The 18,494-nt window shown below is 59.2% G+C and carries 17 protein-coding genes and 1 pseudogene; 12 read left to right on the forward strand and 6 right to left on the reverse strand.

Features of this window, described 5'->3' with window-relative positions:
- Nucleotides 1–145: 145 nt before the first annotated feature.
- The 3 genes from eat to eutC are packed head-to-tail and all read left to right on the forward strand — an operon-like array spanning nt 146 to nt 3,698.
- Nucleotides 146–1,525, forward strand: a complete 1,380-nt coding sequence (gene eat, locus ABLV30_RS21545) for an ethanolamine permease (RefSeq protein ID WP_004129501.1) — start codon at nt 146–148, stop codon at nt 1,523–1,525.
- Between the two features lie 11 nt (nt 1,526–1,536).
- Nucleotides 1,537–2,925, forward strand: coding sequence for an ethanolamine ammonia-lyase subunit EutB (locus ABLV30_RS21550; protein WP_004133738.1), 1,389 nt, complete (start codon nt 1,537–1,539; stop codon nt 2,923–2,925).
- On the forward strand, nt 2,922–3,698 hold the full coding sequence (gene eutC / locus ABLV30_RS21555) for an ethanolamine ammonia-lyase subunit EutC (RefSeq protein ID WP_109240991.1): 777 nt from the start codon (nt 2,922–2,924) through the stop codon (nt 3,696–3,698). The genes ABLV30_RS21550 and eutC overlap by 4 nt, the downstream gene beginning before the upstream one ends.
- A 260-nt stretch (nt 3,699–3,958) precedes the next feature.
- Here eutC and ABLV30_RS21560 read toward each other — a convergent pair.
- A pseudogene (locus tag ABLV30_RS21560) lies at nt 3,959–4,039 on the reverse strand (hypothetical protein); the annotation flags it as partial.
- A 249-nt stretch (nt 4,040–4,288) separates the two neighbouring features.
- Between ABLV30_RS21560 and ABLV30_RS21565 the strand changes: the two are divergent.
- The 5 genes from ABLV30_RS21565 to ABLV30_RS21585 are packed head-to-tail and all read left to right on the forward strand — an operon-like array spanning nt 4,289 to nt 8,821.
- A complete protein-coding gene (locus ABLV30_RS21565; RefSeq protein ID WP_024359092.1) occupies nt 4,289–5,395 on the forward strand; it encodes an ABC transporter substrate-binding protein in 1,107 nt (368 codons plus the stop codon).
- Between the two features lie 20 nt (nt 5,396–5,415).
- Nucleotides 5,416–6,315 carry a branched-chain amino acid ABC transporter permease gene (locus ABLV30_RS21570; RefSeq protein ID WP_004099333.1) on the forward strand — a complete coding sequence of 300 codons (900 nt, stop codon included), beginning with the start codon at nt 5,416–5,418 and terminating at the stop codon, nt 6,313–6,315.
- Nucleotides 6,315–7,364: a branched-chain amino acid ABC transporter permease gene (locus ABLV30_RS21575; protein ID WP_047724335.1), complete on the forward strand. Its 1,050-nt coding sequence runs from the start codon at nt 6,315–6,317 to the stop codon at nt 7,362–7,364. The genes ABLV30_RS21570 and ABLV30_RS21575 overlap by 1 nt, the downstream gene beginning before the upstream one ends.
- Nucleotides 7,351–8,133 carry an ABC transporter ATP-binding protein gene (locus tag ABLV30_RS21580; protein WP_014228113.1) on the forward strand — a complete coding sequence of 261 codons (783 nt, stop codon included), beginning with the start codon at nt 7,351–7,353 and terminating at the stop codon, nt 8,131–8,133. The genes ABLV30_RS21575 and ABLV30_RS21580 overlap by 14 nt, the downstream gene beginning before the upstream one ends.
- The gene (locus ABLV30_RS21585) at nt 8,126–8,821 is read left to right on the forward strand and encodes an ABC transporter ATP-binding protein (protein WP_004848112.1); all 696 of its coding nucleotides are present in this window, start codon (nt 8,126–8,128) and stop codon (nt 8,819–8,821) included. Before ABLV30_RS21580 ends, ABLV30_RS21585 begins: the two co-directional genes overlap by 8 nt.
- 107 nt (nt 8,822–8,928) lie before the next feature.
- Here ABLV30_RS21585 and ABLV30_RS21590 read toward each other — a convergent pair whose 3' ends face one another.
- Nucleotides 8,929–9,111: a hypothetical protein gene (locus ABLV30_RS21590; RefSeq protein ID WP_004129481.1), complete on the reverse strand. Its 183-nt coding sequence runs from the start codon at nt 9,109–9,111 to the stop codon at nt 8,929–8,931.
- Between the two features lie 726 nt (nt 9,112–9,837).
- On the opposite strand from ABLV30_RS21590, the gene ABLV30_RS21595 reads away from it, so the two are divergent.
- From ABLV30_RS21595 to ABLV30_RS21610, 4 genes are read left to right on the forward strand one after another with little or no spacing between them, the layout of a single operon-like run.
- Nucleotides 9,838–10,647 carry an ABC transporter substrate-binding protein gene (locus ABLV30_RS21595; protein ID WP_004099328.1) on the forward strand — a complete coding sequence of 270 codons (810 nt, stop codon included), beginning with the start codon at nt 9,838–9,840 and terminating at the stop codon, nt 10,645–10,647.
- A gap of 13 nt (nt 10,648–10,660) precedes the next feature.
- Nucleotides 10,661–11,479 carry an amino acid ABC transporter ATP-binding protein gene (locus ABLV30_RS21600; RefSeq protein WP_014837542.1) on the forward strand — a complete coding sequence of 273 codons (819 nt, stop codon included), beginning with the start codon at nt 10,661–10,663 and terminating at the stop codon, nt 11,477–11,479.
- Nucleotides 11,476–12,228: an amino acid ABC transporter permease gene (locus ABLV30_RS21605; RefSeq protein ID WP_014228108.1), complete on the forward strand. Its 753-nt coding sequence runs from the start codon at nt 11,476–11,478 to the stop codon at nt 12,226–12,228. The genes ABLV30_RS21600 and ABLV30_RS21605 overlap by 4 nt, the downstream gene beginning before the upstream one ends.
- Nucleotides 12,218–12,901 (forward strand): amino acid ABC transporter permease, encoded by a 684-nt coding sequence (locus ABLV30_RS21610; protein ID WP_348865658.1) that lies wholly within the window; start codon nt 12,218–12,220, stop codon nt 12,899–12,901. Before ABLV30_RS21605 ends, ABLV30_RS21610 begins: the two co-directional genes overlap by 11 nt.
- Nucleotides 12,902–12,928: 27 nt before the next feature.
- Here ABLV30_RS21610 and ABLV30_RS21615 read toward each other — a convergent pair whose 3' ends face one another.
- The 4 genes from ABLV30_RS21615 to ABLV30_RS21630 are packed head-to-tail and all read right to left on the reverse strand — an operon-like array spanning nt 12,929 to nt 18,454.
- Entirely contained in the window at nt 12,929–13,633 is a 705-nt protein-coding gene (locus ABLV30_RS21615; RefSeq protein WP_014837540.1) for a fimbria/pilus periplasmic chaperone, read from the reverse strand.
- Complete coding sequence (locus ABLV30_RS21620) at nt 13,602–15,215, reverse strand: hypothetical protein (RefSeq protein WP_217076745.1); 1,614 nt, start codon at nt 15,213–15,215, stop codon at nt 13,602–13,604. The genes ABLV30_RS21615 and ABLV30_RS21620 overlap by 32 nt, the downstream gene beginning before the upstream one ends.
- Nucleotides 15,216–15,234: 19 nt before the next feature.
- Nucleotides 15,235–17,760, reverse strand: coding sequence for a fimbrial biogenesis outer membrane usher protein (locus ABLV30_RS21625; RefSeq protein WP_025107215.1), 2,526 nt, complete (start codon nt 17,758–17,760; stop codon nt 15,235–15,237).
- A gap of 25 nt (nt 17,761–17,785) precedes the next feature.
- Nucleotides 17,786–18,454 carry a hypothetical protein gene (locus tag ABLV30_RS21630; RefSeq protein WP_014228103.1) on the reverse strand — a complete coding sequence of 223 codons (669 nt, stop codon included), beginning with the start codon at nt 18,452–18,454 and terminating at the stop codon, nt 17,786–17,788.
- Nucleotides 18,455–18,494 lie beyond the last annotated feature (40 nt).

The following is an 18,494-nucleotide window of genomic DNA, read 5'->3' on the forward strand; positions in this document are numbered from 1 at the left end:
CAGCTGCACCACCGCGACTCTCCCGCCTGGCGCGGTCTGCACCTTTTTTGATCCTCGTTGGCGTAAACCGCCGCGTTTATCGGTGGTATGCCCTGGCATTCTCTTTGCAACCCTCCCGATATCTTTATCTGGCGAGGCAACGAACATGACAGAGCAAACCACAACGCTAAAAAGAACGCTCGGCAGTTTCCGCTTATGGGGGATCGCCGTTGGGCTGGTTATTTCCGGAGAGTATTTTGGCTGGAGCTACGGCTGGTCCCAGGCCGGGACGCTGGGCTTTATGATCGTCGCGCTGGCCATCGCCGCGATGTATTGCGCCTTTATTTTTAGCTTTACCGAGCTGACCACCGCCATTCCGCATGCGGGCGGGCCTTTTGCCTACGCCTACCGCGCCTTTGGCCCGACCGGCGGGTTTATCGCCGGCTTCGCGACCCTGATTGAATTCGTCTTCGCCCCGCCCGCCATCGCCATGGCCATCGGCGCCTATCTTAACGTGCAGTTTCCGGCGCTCGACCCCAAATGGGTGGCCTGCGGCGCCTACATCATCTTTATGACGCTGAATATTCTCGGCGTGGGTATCGCCGCGACCTTTGAGCTGGTGGTGACGTTATTAGCGATTTTCGAACTGCTGGTGTTTATGGGCGTTGTCGCGCCGGGCTTCTCCTGGAGCCACTTTACTGCTAACGGCTGGGCGGGCGCGGAGAGCTTCAGCGGCCTGGCGCTGCCGGGGATGTTTGCCGCCATCCCGTTCGCTATCTGGTTCTTTCTGGCGATTGAAGGCGCATCGATGGCCGCCGAAGAGGCGAAGGATCCGCAGCGCACCATTCCCCGGGCGCTGGGCGGCGGCATCCTGACCCTGACCGTGCTGGCGATTGGCGTGATGATTTTTGCCGGCGGCGTGGGCGACTGGCGAACCCTGGCCAATATTAACGACCCGCTGCCGCAGGCGATGAAAATGGTGGTCGGCAACAGCAGCGGCTGGCTGCATATGCTGGTGTGGCTGGGGCTCTTCGGCCTGGTGGCCTCGTTCCACGGGATTATCATGGGCTACTCGCGGCAGATTTACTCGCTGGCGCGCGCGGGCTATCTCCCCGCCAGCCTGGCGACGCTGAACCGCCGCACCCGCACGCCGCATCTGGCGATCCTCGCCGGGGGCGTGGTGGGCATCGCCGCCATTTTCTCCGATTCGCTGATCACCATTAGCGGGATGCCGCTGACCGCCTGTATCGTCACGATGTCGGTATTTGGCGCTATTGTTATGTATATCACCTCGATGGCAGCGCTGTTTAAACTGCGCCGCAGCGAGCCGAAGCTGATTCGACCGTTCCGCGCACCGCTCTATCCGTGGGCGCCGGCCTTCGCGCTGGCCATGGCGGTACTCTGCCTGGTGGCGATGGTCTGGTACAACACGCTGCTGGCGCTGATTTTCGCCGCCATGATGCTCGGCGGCTACCTGTGGTTTCGCAAGACCGCAGCGGCCCGCCAGCGCGCGGCGGTGGATCCGCAGCTGCGTACGGTCTCCTGAGGAGGCGACACATGTATAAAACCACGCTATCGGGCCAGGTATGGCGCTTTGATAGTCTGAAAACCTTGATGGCGAAGGCCTCCCCTGCGCGTTCCGGCGACGCGCTGGCGGGCGTTATCGCCGGCTCCGCCGAAGAGCGGATGGCGGCAAAAATGGCGCTGGCGGAGGTTCCGCTCACGGAGATTCTCGATAATCCGCTGATTCCCTACGAGCAGGATGAGGTGACCCGGCTGATCCTCGATACCCACGACGCCCGGGGCTTCGCGGCGATTCGCCATCTTACGGTCGGCGATTTTCGCGACTGGCTGCTCGACGACGCCACCGATGAAGCGGCGCTGCGCCAGGTCGCCCGCGCGATAACCCCGGAGATGGCCGCCGCGGTCAGCAAGCTGATGCGCAATCAGGATCTGATCCTCGCCGCCAGCAAATGCCGGGTCGTCACCCGTTTTCGCAATACCATCGGCCTGCCGGGGCGCCTGAGCGTGCGCCTGCAGCCCAATCATCCGACCGATGATATGAAAGGCATCGCCGCCAGCATGCTCGACGGCCTGCTGTACGGCGCCGGGGACGCGGTGATCGGCATCAATCCGGCCAGCGACAGCCTGCCGGTGCTGGCGCAGCTGAACCATATGCTTGACGATATTATTCAGCGCTTCGCCATCCCCACCCAGTCGTGCATTTTGACCCACGTCACCAACACCCTGCAGCTGATTGAGCGCGGCGCGCCGGTGGATCTGGTGTTCCAGTCGGTGGCCGGTACCGAAGCCGCCAACAGCGGTTTCGGCATTAATCTGGCGCTGCTGCAGGAAGCGCGGGAAGCGGCGCTTAGCCTGAACCGCGGCACGCTGGGCAACAACGTGATGTATTTTGAAACCGGCCAGGGCAGCTGTCTTTCCGCCAACGCCCACCACGGCGTTGATCAGCAGACCTGCGAAGCCCGGGCCTATGCCGTCGCCCGCCATTTTGAGCCGCTGCTGGTCAATACGGTGGTGGGCTTTATCGGCCCGGAGTATCTGTACGATGGTAAGCAGATTATCCGCGCCGGGCTGGAAGATCACTTCTGCGGCAAGCTGATGGGGCTGCCCATCGGCTGCGACGTTTGCTACACCAATCACGCCGAAGCGGATCAGGACGATATGGATACCCTGCTGACGCTGCTCTGCGCGGCCGGGCTGACCTTTTTGATCGGCGTTCCGGGGGCTGACGATATTATGCTCAACTACCAAAGCACCTCGTTCCACGATGCCCTTTACGCCCGCCGACTGCTGGGTTTACAGCATGCGCCTGAGTTCGCCGACTGGCTGACGAAGATGCAAATTATTGACCGTCACGGCGCGCTGCGTCTGACCGATGCCCGCCATCCGCTGCTTTCCGTCCTGCCGCAAGGAGAACCGGTATGAATCCTCCCGACGCCTGGAACCCGCTGCGTGAGTTTACCGATGCGCGGATTGCGCTGGGGCGCAGCGGCGCCAGCCTGCCGACCCGCGAAGTGCTGAATTTCGGCCTCGCCCACGCCCGGGCGCGCGATGCCATTCACCAGCCTTTCGCCAGCGACCAGTTAGTCCAGCCGCTGGCGGAGCTGGGGCTGTCGACGCTGACCGTCCGCAGCGCCGCCAGCGATCGCCATGTCTATCTGAATCGCCCGGATCTGGGGCGACAGCTGAACGAAGAGAGCCGCGCCGACCTCGCCGCCAGCGGCGCGCGCCCCGCCGACCTGCTGCTGGTGATTGGCGACGGGCTGTCGTCATACGCCGTGCAGCGCCAGGCGGTGCCGCTGATTCGCGCCCTGCTGCCCTATCTGGAAACCCTCGGCCTGAGCCTGGCCCCGGTGGTGCTGGCGCACCAGTCGCGGGTCGCGCTGGGCGATGATATAGGCGAAACGCTGAAGGCCAGAGCGGTGGCGATATTGATTGGCGAAAGGCCCGGGCTCTCCTCGCCGGATAGCCTCGGGGTGTATTTAACCTGGCAGCCGCATCGTCAGCGGCTGGAGTCGGAGCGCAACTGTATTTCTAATATCCGTCCGGAAGGACTGAGCTTTGATGCCGCCGCATTTAAACTGGCCTGGCTACTGGAGCAGGCCTTTTTGCGGCGGCTTACCGGAGTGCGCCTGAAAGACGAAAGCGATAATCCGGCGCTGCATGGAAAAATAAAACCGTTGAGCCAGTTAAAATAATAAGTAACGCGGGCAGCAGAATAGATTTTTAATATTATCGAGCGCACCTGAATATTATATTCGGGTGCGCGCTAAAATTGCGGGCTTTCCAGGCCGGGTAAGGCGTCAGCCGCCACCTGGCAAAATGCGTTAACCGTACCAAAAACAGTATTTACATCAGCCTTATGCCCTTTCCTGCAGGTAATAAGAATATTGCATGAGTAAAAACGAAACGGACGTTGTAAGGTAATTCTGCGCATTAAATATATCTCGTTATCTATTCAACATAACAGCCAATAATTCGCCGGATATCCTGGTGAATTATGTCTCGATGTTATGCAGTCATTGATAGTTAAAGATATACCCAAAATAATTCGAGTTGCAGGACAAAACGGTTAACCGTTTTGAACAGCGCTTGCGCTGGCCCTGAAAGGGTGAGTCCCGTAGGGGCGAATCACGCGGCGACGCAGTGAATCCCCAGGAGCTTACTGAAGTAAGTGACTGGGGTGAGCGAGGAAAGCCAACGCACAAGCAACTTGAAGTATGAAGGGTATAAATAATCGACCGACGGTGAGGTAACAATGAACAAGTTTTCCGGGAAAGCGTCTTTAATGGCCACGCTGGTTGCCGCGTGGGTCGGTGCCAGCAGCGCGCAGGCGGCTGAAATTAAAATCGGCGTGGTCTTGCCGCTGAGCGGCGCGCTGAGCGGCTACGGTCAGCCTTCGCAAAAAGGGCTGGATATTATCCAGAGCATTACGCCGACGTTAAAAAACGGCGACACCGTGAAGCTTATCGTGATCGACGATAAGAGCGATAAGGTCGAAGCCGCTAACGCCATGCAGCGCCTGGTTTCCAGCGATAAAGTCGATGCGGTGATCGGCGAAGTCACCTCCTCCAATACCCTGGCGATGACCAAAATCGCCGACGACAGCAAAACGCCGCTGGTCTCCTCAACCGCGACCAACGACCGCGTTACCCGCAACCACCCTTACGTCAGCCGGGTCTGCTTCTCCGACAGCTTCCAGGGCGTGGTCGGCGCTAACCTCGCCTCGCGCGATCTGAAAGCCAAAACCGCCGCCATCGTCTTCGACAGCAGCAACGACTACTCCGTCGGCCTGGCGAAGGCCTTTCGCACGCAGTTCCTGAAAAACGGCGGCACCATTCCTATCGAAGTTCAGGCTCCCGGCGGCAGCAAAGACTTTAAGGCCCAGCTGGCCAGCGTGAAGGCGAAGAACGTCGACATGATCTATATGCCGATCTACTACACCGAAGGGGCGCTGATCGCCGTACAGGCGAAGCAGCTGGGGCTGAGCAAGCCGGTGGTCGGCGGCGACGGGCTGGCGGCGGATCAGGTCTTTTTTGACGTCGGCAAAGACGCGGTCAACGGCTATATGACCACCGACTACTACTCGCCGAACGCCAAAGAGCAAACGCCGGCGGGCGAGGTGTTTATCAAAGCCTGGGAAGCCAAATACCAGCAGCCGACCCACACCTGGGGCGCGATGGCGGCGGACGCCTATAACGTCATTATCAACGCCATGAACCAGTGCAGCGACCCGCACGATCGGGTTTGCGTTAACGAAAAAATTCGCGCCACTAAGGACTTCCAGGGCGTAACCGGCACGCTGACGTTACAAAACGGCGACGCTATCCGCAGCGCGGTCATCAACGAAGTGAAGGATGGCAAGCTGGCGTTTCGTACCGTGGTTAATCCTTAAGGTTTTATAAGGGATATCAGATGGATGGTGCCATTTTTCTCCAGCAAGTGGTCAATGGAATGAGCCTTGGGGGCATGTACGCCCTGATTGCCATCGGTTATACGATGGTTTATGGGGTGCTGCGCCTGATCAACTTCGCCCATGCGGACGTAATGATGGTCGGGGCGTTTACCACCCTGTTTTTGTTTTCTTCCATTGGGCTACCCTTCGGGGTAGCCGTTTTCCTGACCCTCGCGCTGTGCGGCCTGTTCGGCATGCTGATCGACCGGGTGGCCTATCGCCCGCTGCGTCAGGCATCAAAAATCTCCATGCTGATCACCGCCATCGGCGTCAGCTTCTTCCTCGAAAACCTGTTCAACGTGCTGTTTGGCGGCAGCTCGCGCTTCTTTTCCGCACCGGAATTTTTCAACAACACCCGCGCCTTTGGTGACGTGATTATCACCAACGTGGCGTGGATCGTGCCGCTGATCACCGTCCTGCTGCTGCTGGCGATCCTCTGGCTGCTGTACCGCACCCGCTACGGGATGGCGATCCGCGCGGTGGCCTTCGACGTTAATACCGTGCGCCTGATGGGCATCGACGCCAACCGCATTATCTCGCTGGTGTTCGCCCTCGGCAGCAGCCTCGCGGCGCTGGGCGGGGTGTTCTACTCCATCAGCTACCCGACCATCGACCCGCTGATGGGCGTGCTGATCGGCCTGAAGGCCTTCGCCGCCGCGGTGCTCGGCGGAATCGGCAGCGTCACCGGCGCGGTGCTCGGCGGCTTTATTCTCGGCTTTACCGAGGTGGTGGCGGTCGCTCTTTTTCCCGAGCTGGGCGGTTACAAAGACGCCTTTGCCTTTATGTTCTTGATTCTGGTCCTCTTATTCCGCCCGGTTGGCATTATGGGCGATGAACGTCTGGAAAGGAGCCGTTTCTGATGCTCAACGCTACGACTACCGCCGGGGCGCAGCTGCGCAACCTGGTCATTATTGCTCTCTGCGTCGCGCTGCTGGCCGGGATCAACGTCGTCTTCAACGACTACATTATTCGCGTCATCAGCACCATTTTCGTCTTTATGATCCTCGCGGTCAGCTATAACCTGATCAACGGCGTGACCGGCCAGCTGTCGCTGGAGCCCAACGGCTTTGTGGCGGTCGGCGCTTACGTCACCGCCCTGCTGATCCTCCCCAGCGACAGCAAGCTGGATATGTTTGAGATGGCCTCGCCCAGCCCGTGGATCCTCGTGCTGCACGCCGGGTTCCTGCCCGCACTGCTCATTAGCGGCCTGTGCGCGGCGGCGCTGGCGGTTTGCCTTGCCCTGCCGGTCTTCCGCGTGCGCGGCGACTACCTGGCGATTGTGACCCTCGGCTTCGGCTTTATCATTAAAATCCTCGCTATCAACAATCCGCAGATCACCAACGGCGCCATTGGCCTCAACGATATTCCGCAGCAGCCGCATCTGCTGTTCTGGTGCGGGCTGTTCGCCCTGCTGGCGACCGGGATGATTTTGCAGCTGGTATGGTCGAAGTACGGGCGAATGATGAAAGCGGTGCGCGACGACGAAGACGCAGCTATCGCCATGGGCGTGAACACGTTTCGCATTAAAACCTGCGCCTTCGCCACCAGCGCCTTCTTCGAAGGGATCGGCGGCGGCCTGCTGGCCTCGCTGCTGACCACCATCTCGCCGGGTCTGTTCGACTTTATGCTCACCTTCCAGCTGCTGATTATTATCGTGCTCGGCGGCCTGGGCAGCACCACCGGCGCGCTGCTCGGCACCGTACTGGTGGTCGGCAGCGGCGAGTGGCTGCGCTTTCTCGACCAGCCGCTCCAGTTCTTCGGTCACGATCTCGGCGCGTATCCGGGCCTGCGGATGGTGGTGTTCTCGCTGCTGCTGCTGATCATCATGCTGTTCGCCCGCGAAGGTCTGCTGGGCAAAAAAGAGATTTGGCAAGTGGGCAAAAGGGGCCGCGGCTATGGCGCAAAATAAGGTCATTTTACAGGTGCAGGACGTGACCATGCAGTTCGGCGGCCTGCGGGCCATCGACAGCGTCAGTTTCCACGTCGACGAAGCGGAAATTTTTGGCCTGATTGGCCCCAACGGCGCGGGCAAAACCACGATGTTCAACGTCATCACCGCCAACTATAAGCCGACCAGCGGCAGCGTGACCCTGGCGGGAAAGTCGCTGAAGGGGCTGAAGCCGAACCGGGTGGTCAACGCCGGGATCGCCCGCACCTTTCAGAATATCCGCCTGTTCAACTCGATGACGGTATTAGAAAACGTGATGGTCGGCCTCGACAGCGCCAGCCGCTATTCGCTGCTGGAAGCGGCGCTGCATATTGGCCGCTACTTTCCCGCCGAGCGGGCGGCAAAGGCCAAAGCGATGGCGATTCTGGACGATATCGGTATCGCCCATTTCGCCGACGTGCAGGCCACCAACCTCAGCTACGGCAACCAGCGCAAGGTGGAGATCGCCCGCGCGCTGGCGACGTCGCCAAAATTGCTGCTGCTCGACGAGCCCGCCGCCGGGATGAACCCGAAAGAGACGGAGGATCTGGCGGATCTGATCTTCCGCATGCGTAACGATTATCAGCTCAGCGTACTGCTGATCGAGCACGATATGCCGTTCGTCAACAAGCTGTGCGAGCGGGTGATGGTGCTGGAGTACGGCAAACCGCTGTTTAGCGGCCTGATGTCCGAAGCCATTCAGGATCCGGACGTGATTTCCGCCTACCTGGGGGACGTTCGTTATGCTTAGCGCGCGCGAGTTAAAAGTGTTTTACGGCGTGATTCAGGGGCTGAAAGGGGTGGACATTGATATTCACGACCGGGAGATTGTGACCCTTATCGGCAGCAACGGTGCCGGGAAAACCTCCACCCTCAACGGGATCGTCAACCTGGTGCGTTCCACGGGACGGGTCAATTTTCTCAACGAGGATATTTCCCGCAGCCAGACGCATCAGATTGTGCGTAAGGGGCTGGCGCTGGTGCCAGAAGGACGGCGCATCTTTACCAACCTGACCATCGAAGAAAATCTGCGCATGGGGGCCTACAACAATCTCGCCGGCTTTACCCGCCTGCGCGATCGCATGTACAGCCTGTTTCCCCGGCTGAAAGAGCGGCGCAGCCAGATGGCGGGAACCATGAGCGGCGGCGAGCAGCAGATGCTGGCGATCGCCAGAGCGTTGATGAGCGAGCCGGTACTGCTGATGCTCGATGAGCCAAGCCTCGGCCTGGCGCCGAAAATTGTCGGGGAGCTGTTTGCGACGATTAAGCAGCTGCGGGAAGAGAATATTACCGTGCTGCTGGTAGAGCAGAACGCCACGGCGGCGTTGACCATCGCCGATCGCGCCTATGTGCTGGAGAATGGGAAGATTATGCTCTCTGGTCCGGCGCCGGAGGTGCTGGCGAATCCGGAAATCAAACGGATGTATCTGGGGGGATAAAGCTGTTCAGGGCTGCGGCTTCGCTTCCTGCGTCGCCGCAACCGCAAACAGCCTCGCGCTACACAAAGCACACCTCGTTCCAGTAGGCTTCACGCGTCCTGCGCCGCTCAGTATGTTTTATCATGGCGAAACCACCTTGTTTCAACGTTGCCGAGCTCAATTCCGTAGAGACTGGCGACCGGTAATATTGCCTCCATGATGCGTTGGGTATCCTGCTGACCGGCTTCACCGCCGGATCCAGATAAAGAAGCCAGCCAGCCCGTTATGCGTTGCCACAGCGCCACTTTCATTTTTCTCCTCCGTCGGGAAGCATTTTTGCCTGTGTCTATTTCAACCACAGTTGACGGCGGGCGGGAAATATCAATTCCGGATTTGTAATTCTGTGGGATGCATATTGGGGCCTTTCCCGGATTGCGACGTAAACGTCTTATCCGGGCTACGCGACCCCAGACAACTGAGGCCCCGTAGCCCAGCCAAGCGCAGCGCAGCGCAGGCTGGGAAGGACCCGCTGCGTTTGCCGGAGCCTGATTTGTAATTCTATGCGCAAGGGTTCCGTTCACTCGCAATCTGCAGAAAATGCCTCACCGCTACCCGTGAACGGGTAAAGGGGGAGAAAACCGTCTCCCCCTTTACAATCCCCGCGGTCCCGCAAAGAAATCGGTGCTGCGCACTGCGCTCACCTCCCGGTCCTCAGCCTGCGGTCGGCTCAACTCGACATCACTGTCTCGATTCGCCTCTGGCCGCCATCCCTGGCGGCCAGCCCTTGTCTTCCGACCTCCGGTTCGCCGATTTCAGCGGGCACCAGGGCATCGCTGCGAGTCTTGTGATTTCAGAAAGATACCAATAGCTGACGGAATGTCTCCCCAGTTTGGTAGCACAGAGCCGGGTAAACAATATCCACAACTTTGTTAAGATCTTTTTCGTTATAGATAAGAACTTTTTCTTCTTTGCCGCCGACGGGCGATTTGTGGGAGCGTGATAAACACAAAACAAAACAGGGATTCAGGGGAATAACAATGCGCATTGCAAAAACAAAAATCGCGCTGGCGCTGGGCATGCTGGTGCTCGCCGCGCAGGCTCAGGCCGATCAACTAGCCGATATCAAAGCCGCCGGCGTGGTCAAAGTCGCCACCTTCGACGCCAACCCGCCGTTCGGCTCGGTAGACCCGAAAACGCATAAAATCGTCGGCTACGACGTGGACTTCGCCGAAGCGCTGGCAAAATCGCTCGGCGTCAAGCTGGAGCTGGTCGCCACCAACCCGGCCAACCGCATTCCGCTGCTGCAGTCCGGTAAGGCCGACCTGATCGTAGCCGATATTACCATCACCCCGGAACGCGCCCAGGTCATTGATTTCTCAACGCCTTACTTCGTGACCGGCCAGCAGTTCCTCGTCCCGGCAAAATCGCCGGATAAGCTCGATGATTACAGCAAAGCGCGCATCGGCGCGGTAAAAGGCACCACCGGCGAACAGGCGCTGCATCAGCGTTTCCCGCAGTCGCGCGTGCTCTCTTATGACGATATTCCGCTGGCGCTGACCGCCCTGCGTAACGGCAACGTGCAGGCCATCACCCAGGACAGCACCATCCTCGCCGGACTGCTGGCGGAAGCGCCGGACAAGGCTAACTTCAAAATCATCCCCGACCTGCTGAGCAAAGAAGAGATTGGCGTCGGCGTGAAGAAAGGCGAACCGGCCCTGCTGAAAGCGGTCAATGACGAGCTGGTCAAGCTGGAGAAATCCGGTGAAGCGGCCAAAATTTACGACGTCTGGTTTGGCCCGAGCACCAAAACCCCGCAGCCGCGCGCCTTTACTATCGAAGCGAAATAAGCAGAGAAAGATGATGTTATCGGCTCTATTTTCACGCTCCGCGGCATCGTCCGCGGATTTTTCGCATCTGCAGCGCGCCAGCATTGAGTTTCGCGATGTCGCCAAAAGCTACGGCGACCATCGGGTGCTGAACGGCGTAAATTTACAGGTTGAACCCGGCGAAGTAGTGGCGATCCTCGGCCCTTCGGGATCGGGCAAATCAACCCTGATCCGCCTGATCAATCAGCTGGAATCCCTTAGCGGCGGCGAGATTCTGATCGACGGCAAACCGACGCGCCAGCTTACCGGCAGCGCCCTGCGCCAGCTGCGCAGCCGGGTCGGCTTCGTTTTTCAGCAGTTTAATCTCTACGCCCACCTGACGGCGCAGGAGAATATTACCCTCGCGCTGGAACGCGTTCACGGCTGGAGCAAAAGCGCCGCCCGCGAGCGCTCGCTGGCGCTGCTCAGCCAGGTTGGCCTGGCGGATAAAGCCCGGCAGATGCCTGCCCAGCTCTCGGGCGGTCAGCAGCAGCGGGTGGCGATCGCCCGCGCCCTCGCCTCCTCGCCGCAAATCATTCTGTTCGATGAACCCACGTCGGCGCTGGACCCGGAGATGATCGGCGAAGTGCTGCAGGTCATGAAAACCCTCGCCCACAGCGGGATCACCATGGTGGTGGTGACCCACGAGATGCAGTTCGCCCGCGAGATTGCCGATCGGGTGGTGTTTATCGACGGCGGCGATATTCTCGAAGTCGCGCCGCCGGCCGAGTTTTTCGCCCGGCCGCAGCACGCCCGCACCCGCCGTTTCCTGCAGAAGGTGCTCGATCCGCTGCACCAGGAGAGTGAGGCGTGATCCCACATCTCGACTGGCATGGCGTGCTGAGCGGGCAGCCGCTGCAGTGGATCATCTCCGGTTTTCTCACCACCGTCTGGGTCAGCGTCGCGGGGATGATTCTGGCGACCGTGCTGGCCGTCCTGCTGCTGGCGCTGCGTCTCGGGGGCGGAAGGCCCGGCCGCTGGCTGGTGGCGGCCTGGGTTTCACTGTTCCGCAATACGCCGCTGCTGGTCCAGCTGCTGTTCTGGTATTTTGCCGCCTGGAATCTGCTGCCGCTGGGGGCGCGAGATTTTATCAACGACGACCACAGCTGGTCGATTCTGCCGGGCAACGTCTGGTGGCTGACGCCGGAGTTTCTCTGCTCAATGTGGGGACTCGGGGTCTTTACTTCGGCGTTTCTGATCGAAGAGATCGCCTCCGGGCTGCGCGCCGTTAGCCACGGCCAGCGGGAAGCGGCGCTGTCGCAGGGGTTTACGCCGTGGCAGGAGCTGCGCCACATTCTGCTGCCGCAGGGGCTGGCTAACGCCTGGCAGCCGATTATCGGCCAGTATCTGAACCTGATGAAGCTCTCCTCGCTGGCGAGCGGTATCGGCTTCGCCGAACTGACCTATCAGGTGCGGCAAATCGAGAGCTACAACGCGCATGCGCTGGAGGCGTTTGCCGTCGGCACCGCGCTGTATCTGGCGCTTGGGGTGCTCATGGGCGTGGCGCTGACGCGTCTCGGTCCGGGAAGGGATCAGCAAAGGAGAGCCGGCTATGAACGCTAACCTGGCGGTTATCGTTGATAACCTCGATTATCTGCTGTGGGGACGGCTGGCGGACGGTATTCCCGGCGGCGTGGTGCTGACGCTGCTGATGGCTATCGGCGCCGCCGCGCTGGCGCTGCCGGGGGGCGTGCTGCTGGCGGCCATCGCCTGGCGCTACGACGGGATCGTGCGGCGGCTGCTCTTCCTGTGGGCGGAGATTATTCGCGGCATCCCGCTGATCTTCGTCATTTTCTGGCTGTGGTATCTGCTCCCCATGCTCACCGGCAGCGACCTGCCGGGCGCGGTCACCGTCACGGTGGCGCTGGCGTGGTTTACCGCCGCGTCGGTGATGCACTCGGTGCTGGCGGGCCTGCAATCGCTGCCCCGCAGGCAGTACGAAGCGGCGCTGACCCAGGGTTTTGCCCCCGGACAGACGCTGCGCCTTATTCTGCTGCCGCAGGCTCTGCGCAACGTTCAGCCCTCGCTGGTAGGGATATTTATCGGGCTGCTCAAAGACACGTCGCTGGCGTTTATCGTCAACGTGCCGGAACTGACCACCGTCGCCGGGCAGGTCAATAACCGGGTGCAGATTTACCCGCTGGCGATATTTGTCTTTACCGGCGCGGTTTATTATCTGCTGTGCTGCGGCCTGAGCCTGCTGGCGAACCGCCGCTATGCCGGGCGTACGGTTTAGCGACGAAGCGCGAAAAAAGCTGCCCGGTTAGTTCACCGGGCAGTCTTTGGTCATTTTTATAAATTTATCGTTATAGATGATGTAGTGGTTCCCCGGTTGGCGCAGCGAGGCCTGGCGAACAACGTCCCCGGGCCGTAAATACCATGCATCCCCTTCCTCTTCCGTCGTATCGCACCCGGGCTTGATCAGCAGCTTAAACCAGGTATTCCCGGTATTGCTGACGGTGCCCGCCGCCCGATCGTAGGCCCACTTGAACCGTACCTCGCGCGGGCGCACAACCAGAATCGTGTCCATCACCACCACCGGATCCATACTCACCTCGGTACCGCTTTTATTGCGCATCACGTAATTGCGGGTGGGTATTTCACGAAAGGAGACCCGGTAATAGCGCTCACGGTCATCTTTCGGGCCGTGGTAGTAAAACTTAAAATACTCGCTCTCCCCCGCCTGCAGGGTAAGCTGACGCGGGGCAAACAGCAGCTCGCCGTCCGCCGGGCGAGAACGCACCTCTTTGCCGCCGGGGCGGTCGATAGCGACAATAGAAACCCGATACAGTCGGGCGCTTTTATTGTTATTAATCACCCGTTTAGACGCGAAGTTATCTTCCGCCGCCAGCGAGAAAGTTAAATTACCCACCGAGATGGCCTGCGCCGCGGTCGCGAAGCCGAGCGACAGCAGGCAGATAAGCATCCGCAGCAAATTAGTTAATGTTACGCCACGTCGCCTGAACATGAATTTCTCCTGAAGCACTCACTTCACCAAACCAGCCGTTATCTTCCACCGTGCGCAGCGATATCGGGTTATCCATCGGAATGGAAAACGTCACCGTCGTTTTGTCCATCTGCCCGACGTCGCCGGAAATATCCGTCCACGGCGTGGTTAACCACAGGGCGTCGGTCATATCGCGCCAGGTATCATCGCATCCGGCATCGTAGGTTTTGATGGTCCCGGTCTGGGTGGTAAACGCCAGCGTCGCCGGGAACGGTACTCTCGACGTGCCGTCGGGTGAACTAAAAATACAGTATGAACGTCCGCCGATCGCCTGCGTTGGCCCGGTCACTTTAATGAGCACTTCATCGGCGGCGGTTTTGCCGCTGGTGGTGACAATATAGCCAAAGTCCAGCGACGGCTCGCCGCTGCCCACGTAGCCTTCGCGCGTCGGCGCCGAAATGTACTCATCGGAAATAATGCTGATGCTGAAGTCGCGCGGTTTAATAATCAGGGTGTTGGAGGTCGAAAACTCGTACCAGCCTGACTCCGGCGAGGTGGTGTTATAGAAACGGAAATTAAACAGGTCTTTGGTGTTCACGTCGCTGATGCCCAGCGTGACCATCTGCTTAAAAAAGTTGCTCGAGAAAAATACGTAAACCGAGTCAGATGATTTCATCTCATTAAACGTATAGTACTGGGAGATGCCGCTCACCGGCTTCCATGAATTCCCATCCAGGCTGAACTGCATATCATAACTTCCGACCGCGGAAGCCAGCGCCGAGTTGCTGATTGCCGGAAAAATATGAATTGAGGTATTACTCAGGCCATTGTGCTGCAAATTATAGTTCACCATTTTGCAGCTCAGACCGGAACGGGAGCCGATAGTCTGGGTGCGGCAGTCGGCGTTCCCCTCGCCCAGCGTCGGGACCCCGTCGCTGTTGATAAAGACTTCCGCCAGCGCATGGGTGTTAATCAGCTTCAGGTTTGCCGCTTTAGTATGGGTGACTTTGCGCACGTACCAGTAACCTGAAGCCTGATCTTTACAGCGCGCGCCGCTGCTGGCGTCGTAGCTCACCGACGTCATGCAGGAGTTGATGGTCATCGAGAAGCTGCTGCCCACCGACATCTGCTGCAGATACTGGTAGAAAGCGTCGGACATCATGCCGTGCATCCACTTTTGTCCGCCGGGGGTCACCGTCGCGCCGTAGAAGCCGCTGGCATCGCTGGTTTGCGGCAGAATCAGGCTGGTGGCCATATCGCAGCCCGCATACCAGTTGATACAGCGCAGCCCCTGTAACGGATGAGATGCGGGAGAGTTATCCAGCCACATATCGAAGAACCAGTTGGCGTACAGACCGGTGTTATAGCCATTGTCGATATAGCCCAGGCTCTGCTGATAAATGGTGCCCGAGCCGTTATATTTCAGCCCGGTCCAGCGGTTAGCCCCGGTCATGCGCGGGTCCAGCCCGCCGCCCGGGGTGACAAAGAAGTTATCGTCCGAGTTGTTTTCCACGAAAACAAACTGCATAGTCGCCGCATCCGGCCAGGTGGTTTTGGTGACCGCGGCGTTGACCCGCGTCACGCACAGCGCCGCCGTGAACATCACTAAACATGCCAGCCATTTAGCTTTCATTACCTTCTCCTGTCTGCTGCGTGCGGGCATAGGTGGAGAGGCCGCTACAGACCACATCGCCCACCCACACCGCGCCGCGCGCCTGGCTCAGCTCCAGCGCCACTTCGCAGCTCTGGTTTTTACCGTAACTGAAATCGATGGTGGGATATTTTTTATCCACGTCCATCACAAACTCACCGTTCTCATCGGTGCGGGTACGACCGATATGGTTATTAATCCGCGCGTTAGCCAGCAGCGTGCCGTCTTCCGCGCGGATACGCCCGGAGACCGTCACCATCTGCTTCACTTCCGGCTCAATCACCGCCACGTTGCCCGGATAAAGGGTCAACTGGCTCTTACGCCCGGTCACGATATCGTAGCTATCGAGCGAGTTTTTACTGTTCTGCAGCTCCACTTCATAACGGCTGTACGGCGACAGCGGCAGGTAATTACGGTTGCCGGAGAGCTGCACAATGCGGCCGTTAACCTTGGCGCTAAGCTTGCCGTCATCCTCAAGGCCGGTTTTGAAAATCACCCCGGCGTTGCCATCGGTGCGGCCGCTGGCGGCGATATTTTTCCCCTGCCAGCCCACGCTGCCGTTGGCGGTCAGGTTGGTGTTCACATAGCCATCCACGCCGCTGTTCACATTCAGCGTGCCGGTGGAGTAGCGGGTATCAAACTGAGCATACGCGCCGCCGCTGAGGGTTTTGTCATCGCCGGTATCGCCGGAAATGGCGCGCGAAACGTTCGCGCCGATGGTGCGAATACTGCCTTCATCAAACTGTTTACGCGCCGACAGGTTGGCCATGGTGTAACCGTTCTGGTGCGTCATCCCGGCGCTGAACCAGTTGCCGAGCGGCAGCGAGAAATCGAGCGCAATATATTTCCCGGTGCTGGCGCTGCTGTCGCCGTTATTAAAGCGCTGTACGCCCGCGCGCAGGCCCAGCGATCCCCATGAGCCGGTGTAAAGCGTCTGGTAGTAATCCGCCGTGTAGTAATGGCTGTTATAGCGGCGGTCGTCGTTATAGCTGATGCTGAAGGTACCCAGCTTTGACCAGAGTGAATTGAGGTTCAGCGTGCCGCCGATAGCCCGGTTGTCGGCATTACTGCGCCGTATCCGGTCGCCAATCTGCGTTTTTTCCTGGTTGACCCACACCGAACTAAAGCCGCCGGGCAGCGTGGCGCTGATGCTGCCGATGCTGCTCCAGGAGCTGTCGCTGGCCAGCATATTCTGCAGGTTCACGTTAATGGACTCGGTGATCGGCAGGGTCAGGCGCGTCTCGGCGACGGCGTTGTTATCATAGCCGTAGCCGGTGGCCGCCCAGCTTAAGGTGCTGAACGACCCGGAGGCCGAGGCCCCCGCCAGCCAGCTATCTTTTGCCGAAAGCGTTTTTTTACCGCTTTCGGACCAGCGATCCATATGGAAGCTGCCGCCCCAGAATTGCCAGGCCAGCGGCGCGCCGGCGCCGCGTCCGCGGCTGAACAATTTATTGACCCGCTGGGTGCGTTTGCTGACCACCCGGCCGTTCACAATCACTTCAACATCGACATCATAAATCCCGTACGGCAGGCCGCGGGTGTCGACTTCATGGTTACCCATGGCAAAGTTCTGCACGCTCATCAGGCGTCCGTCGCGGGTCAGATGGACTTCCCCGGCGGCGGGTAAAAAGGCGACCACCGGCGTAGCCGACTGGGTGTTATCGAACACCGTCGAACTGGCCTGGTTGCCCCAGGAAGCGCCGTAGATCTTCCCTGCCGAAACGGCGGTCATCGGGCCAAGGGACTGTAAATTCCAGGTATCCAGCATCCCGCCCGCAAAGCGGTGACCGGCAAAGTCGCGTTCATACATCGCTTTATAGACGTCGCTGTCCTGATTGCCGGAGCCAATACCGTAAAGCGAGCCGTCCAGCACCACGTGGTGCTCGCGCAGCGCGGTAACGTTGTTCAGCGACAGATAGCTGGAGGTATTATTGCCGCCGTTGCGCATCTGGTTGTTATAGACCCCGAGGTTATAGTTCAGGGTGCTGCTAAGGGTGTTGACGCTGGACTGACCGATATCTTCGCTGCGCGAGCGCAGCACCGTACCCAGCGCCTCTTTTTTTACCACCAGCTGCAGAAGCAGCTGGCGCAGGCTGAGCTGTAGCCGGGCGTCATCCGTCAGGCTAATGTTAAGATCTTTGCTGAAAGCTTCATTGGCCAGCGCGGTCAGCTGTTTGCGGGTCTGCTCGCTGACGGTGGCGTTATTATCGTTTTCTTCCAGCTGAATCTGCCGAACGCGCAGAACGCCATTATCCAGCCAGATAAAGGCATTGCCGATCCGCTGATCGTCCTGGGTACCGGTGCTGCCTTCAAGATGAATAAACAGTGGGATGCTCATTCCGTCCTGCAGCGCCTGGCTGAAGGCCTGAGGGATAATCACGCCGCCGATTTGCTGTACTTTGTCGGTGGCGGCAGTGACGCTAAACGGAACCAGCAAAATGACCATGCCGGAGGCAAGGAGTGTTTTTAATCCTGGAGCGTTCCCTGGTAGAGCCATAATGTTGATCCGTCAGAAGAAATGTCTATTTCACGGGAACAAACTGCTCGCCCTGCCAGAGCGCGACCCGTCCTTTTTTATCCGCCACATTCACGCGCGTGAAGCGCCGTTCTTTTCCCGGCATCAGGAAATAATTTTCCTTGCACTCTTTACCGTCAGCCGGCTTCAGACACGGGCCGTAGGCAAGAATGCGCAACGTCGCGTTACCGGTATTGACCAGCGTGCCGTTGGCGTACTGATAGCGGAAGTTGGCTTTTCTTGGCGCGACCACCAGGATGGTGCCGATCCGCGCCGAGGCCGTCGCTACCGCGCTGCGGGTCGAGCCATTGCGCTGAGCATCGCTGAGCGCCTGATCGAACCAGACAATGCGGTAATAGCGTTCTTTATCGTCCGCCGGGCCTTTGTAGAAAAAGCGGATCACGTCGCTGGCCTTCGCGGGCAGCAGCAGACTGGCGGGGGTCAGTAAAATCTCGTCCTGCTTATCCATCGGGATCACCTTGCCACCGTCCAGCGGCGAAGAGAGGCGTTCCATATGGATGTTAATTAAGCGACCGCTGTCGGTCGTGTTCTTGATCTCTTTGCTCAGCGTGCTGCTGCCGCTGTTCATAAATGAAGAGATATCGCCCACATCCAGCGCCAGGGCTGGCGTCATTGTGCTGAGCAACAGGCCGATGGCCAGAATGTGTTTTTTCATATGAATTCAATCCGTGAAATAAGGCAGGGGGAGCCCCCCT

Origin of the sequence: Klebsiella sp. CN_Kp113 (genome assembly GCF_040064585.1) — a bacterium.
Taxonomy (GTDB): domain Bacteria; phylum Pseudomonadota; class Gammaproteobacteria; order Enterobacterales; family Enterobacteriaceae; genus Klebsiella; species Klebsiella michiganensis.

Bases quoted from the DNA above. Each gene is read 5' to 3' on its own strand.
- eat (WP_004129501.1), top strand. From the start codon at position 146: ATGACAGAGCAAACCACAACGCTAAAAAGAACGCTCGGCAGTTTCCGC.
- ABLV30_RS21550 (WP_004133738.1), top strand. From the start codon at position 1,537: ATGTATAAAACCACGCTATCGGGCCAGGTATGGCGCTTTGATAGTCTG.
- eutC (WP_109240991.1), top strand. From the start codon at position 2,922: ATGAATCCTCCCGACGCCTGGAACCCGCTGCGTGAGTTTACCGATGCG.
- ABLV30_RS21565 (WP_024359092.1), top strand. From the start codon at position 4,289: ATGGCCACGCTGGTTGCCGCGTGGGTCGGTGCCAGCAGCGCGCAGGCG.
- ABLV30_RS21570 (WP_004099333.1), top strand. From the start codon at position 5,416: ATGGATGGTGCCATTTTTCTCCAGCAAGTGGTCAATGGAATGAGCCTT.
- ABLV30_RS21575 (WP_047724335.1), top strand. From the start codon at position 6,315: ATGCTCAACGCTACGACTACCGCCGGGGCGCAGCTGCGCAACCTGGTC.
- ABLV30_RS21580 (WP_014228113.1), top strand. From the start codon at position 7,351: ATGGCGCAAAATAAGGTCATTTTACAGGTGCAGGACGTGACCATGCAG.
- ABLV30_RS21585 (WP_004848112.1), top strand. From the start codon at position 8,126: ATGCTTAGCGCGCGCGAGTTAAAAGTGTTTTACGGCGTGATTCAGGGG.
- ABLV30_RS21590 (WP_004129481.1), bottom strand. From the start codon at position 9,111: ATGAAAGTGGCGCTGTGGCAACGCATAACGGGCTGGCTGGCTTCTTTA.
- ABLV30_RS21595 (WP_004099328.1), top strand. From the start codon at position 9,838: ATGCGCATTGCAAAAACAAAAATCGCGCTGGCGCTGGGCATGCTGGTG.
- ABLV30_RS21600 (WP_014837542.1), top strand. From the start codon at position 10,661: ATGTTATCGGCTCTATTTTCACGCTCCGCGGCATCGTCCGCGGATTTT.
- ABLV30_RS21610 (WP_348865658.1), top strand. From the start codon at position 12,218: ATGAACGCTAACCTGGCGGTTATCGTTGATAACCTCGATTATCTGCTG.
- ABLV30_RS21615 (WP_014837540.1), bottom strand. From the start codon at position 13,633: ATGTTCAGGCGACGTGGCGTAACATTAACTAATTTGCTGCGGATGCTT.
- ABLV30_RS21620 (WP_217076745.1), bottom strand. From the start codon at position 15,215: ATGTTCACGGCGGCGCTGTGCGTGACGCGGGTCAACGCCGCGGTCACC.
- ABLV30_RS21625 (WP_025107215.1), bottom strand. From the start codon at position 17,760: ATGGCTCTACCAGGGAACGCTCCAGGATTAAAAACACTCCTTGCCTCC.
- ABLV30_RS21630 (WP_014228103.1), bottom strand. From the start codon at position 18,454: ATGAAAAAACACATTCTGGCCATCGGCCTGTTGCTCAGCACAATGACG.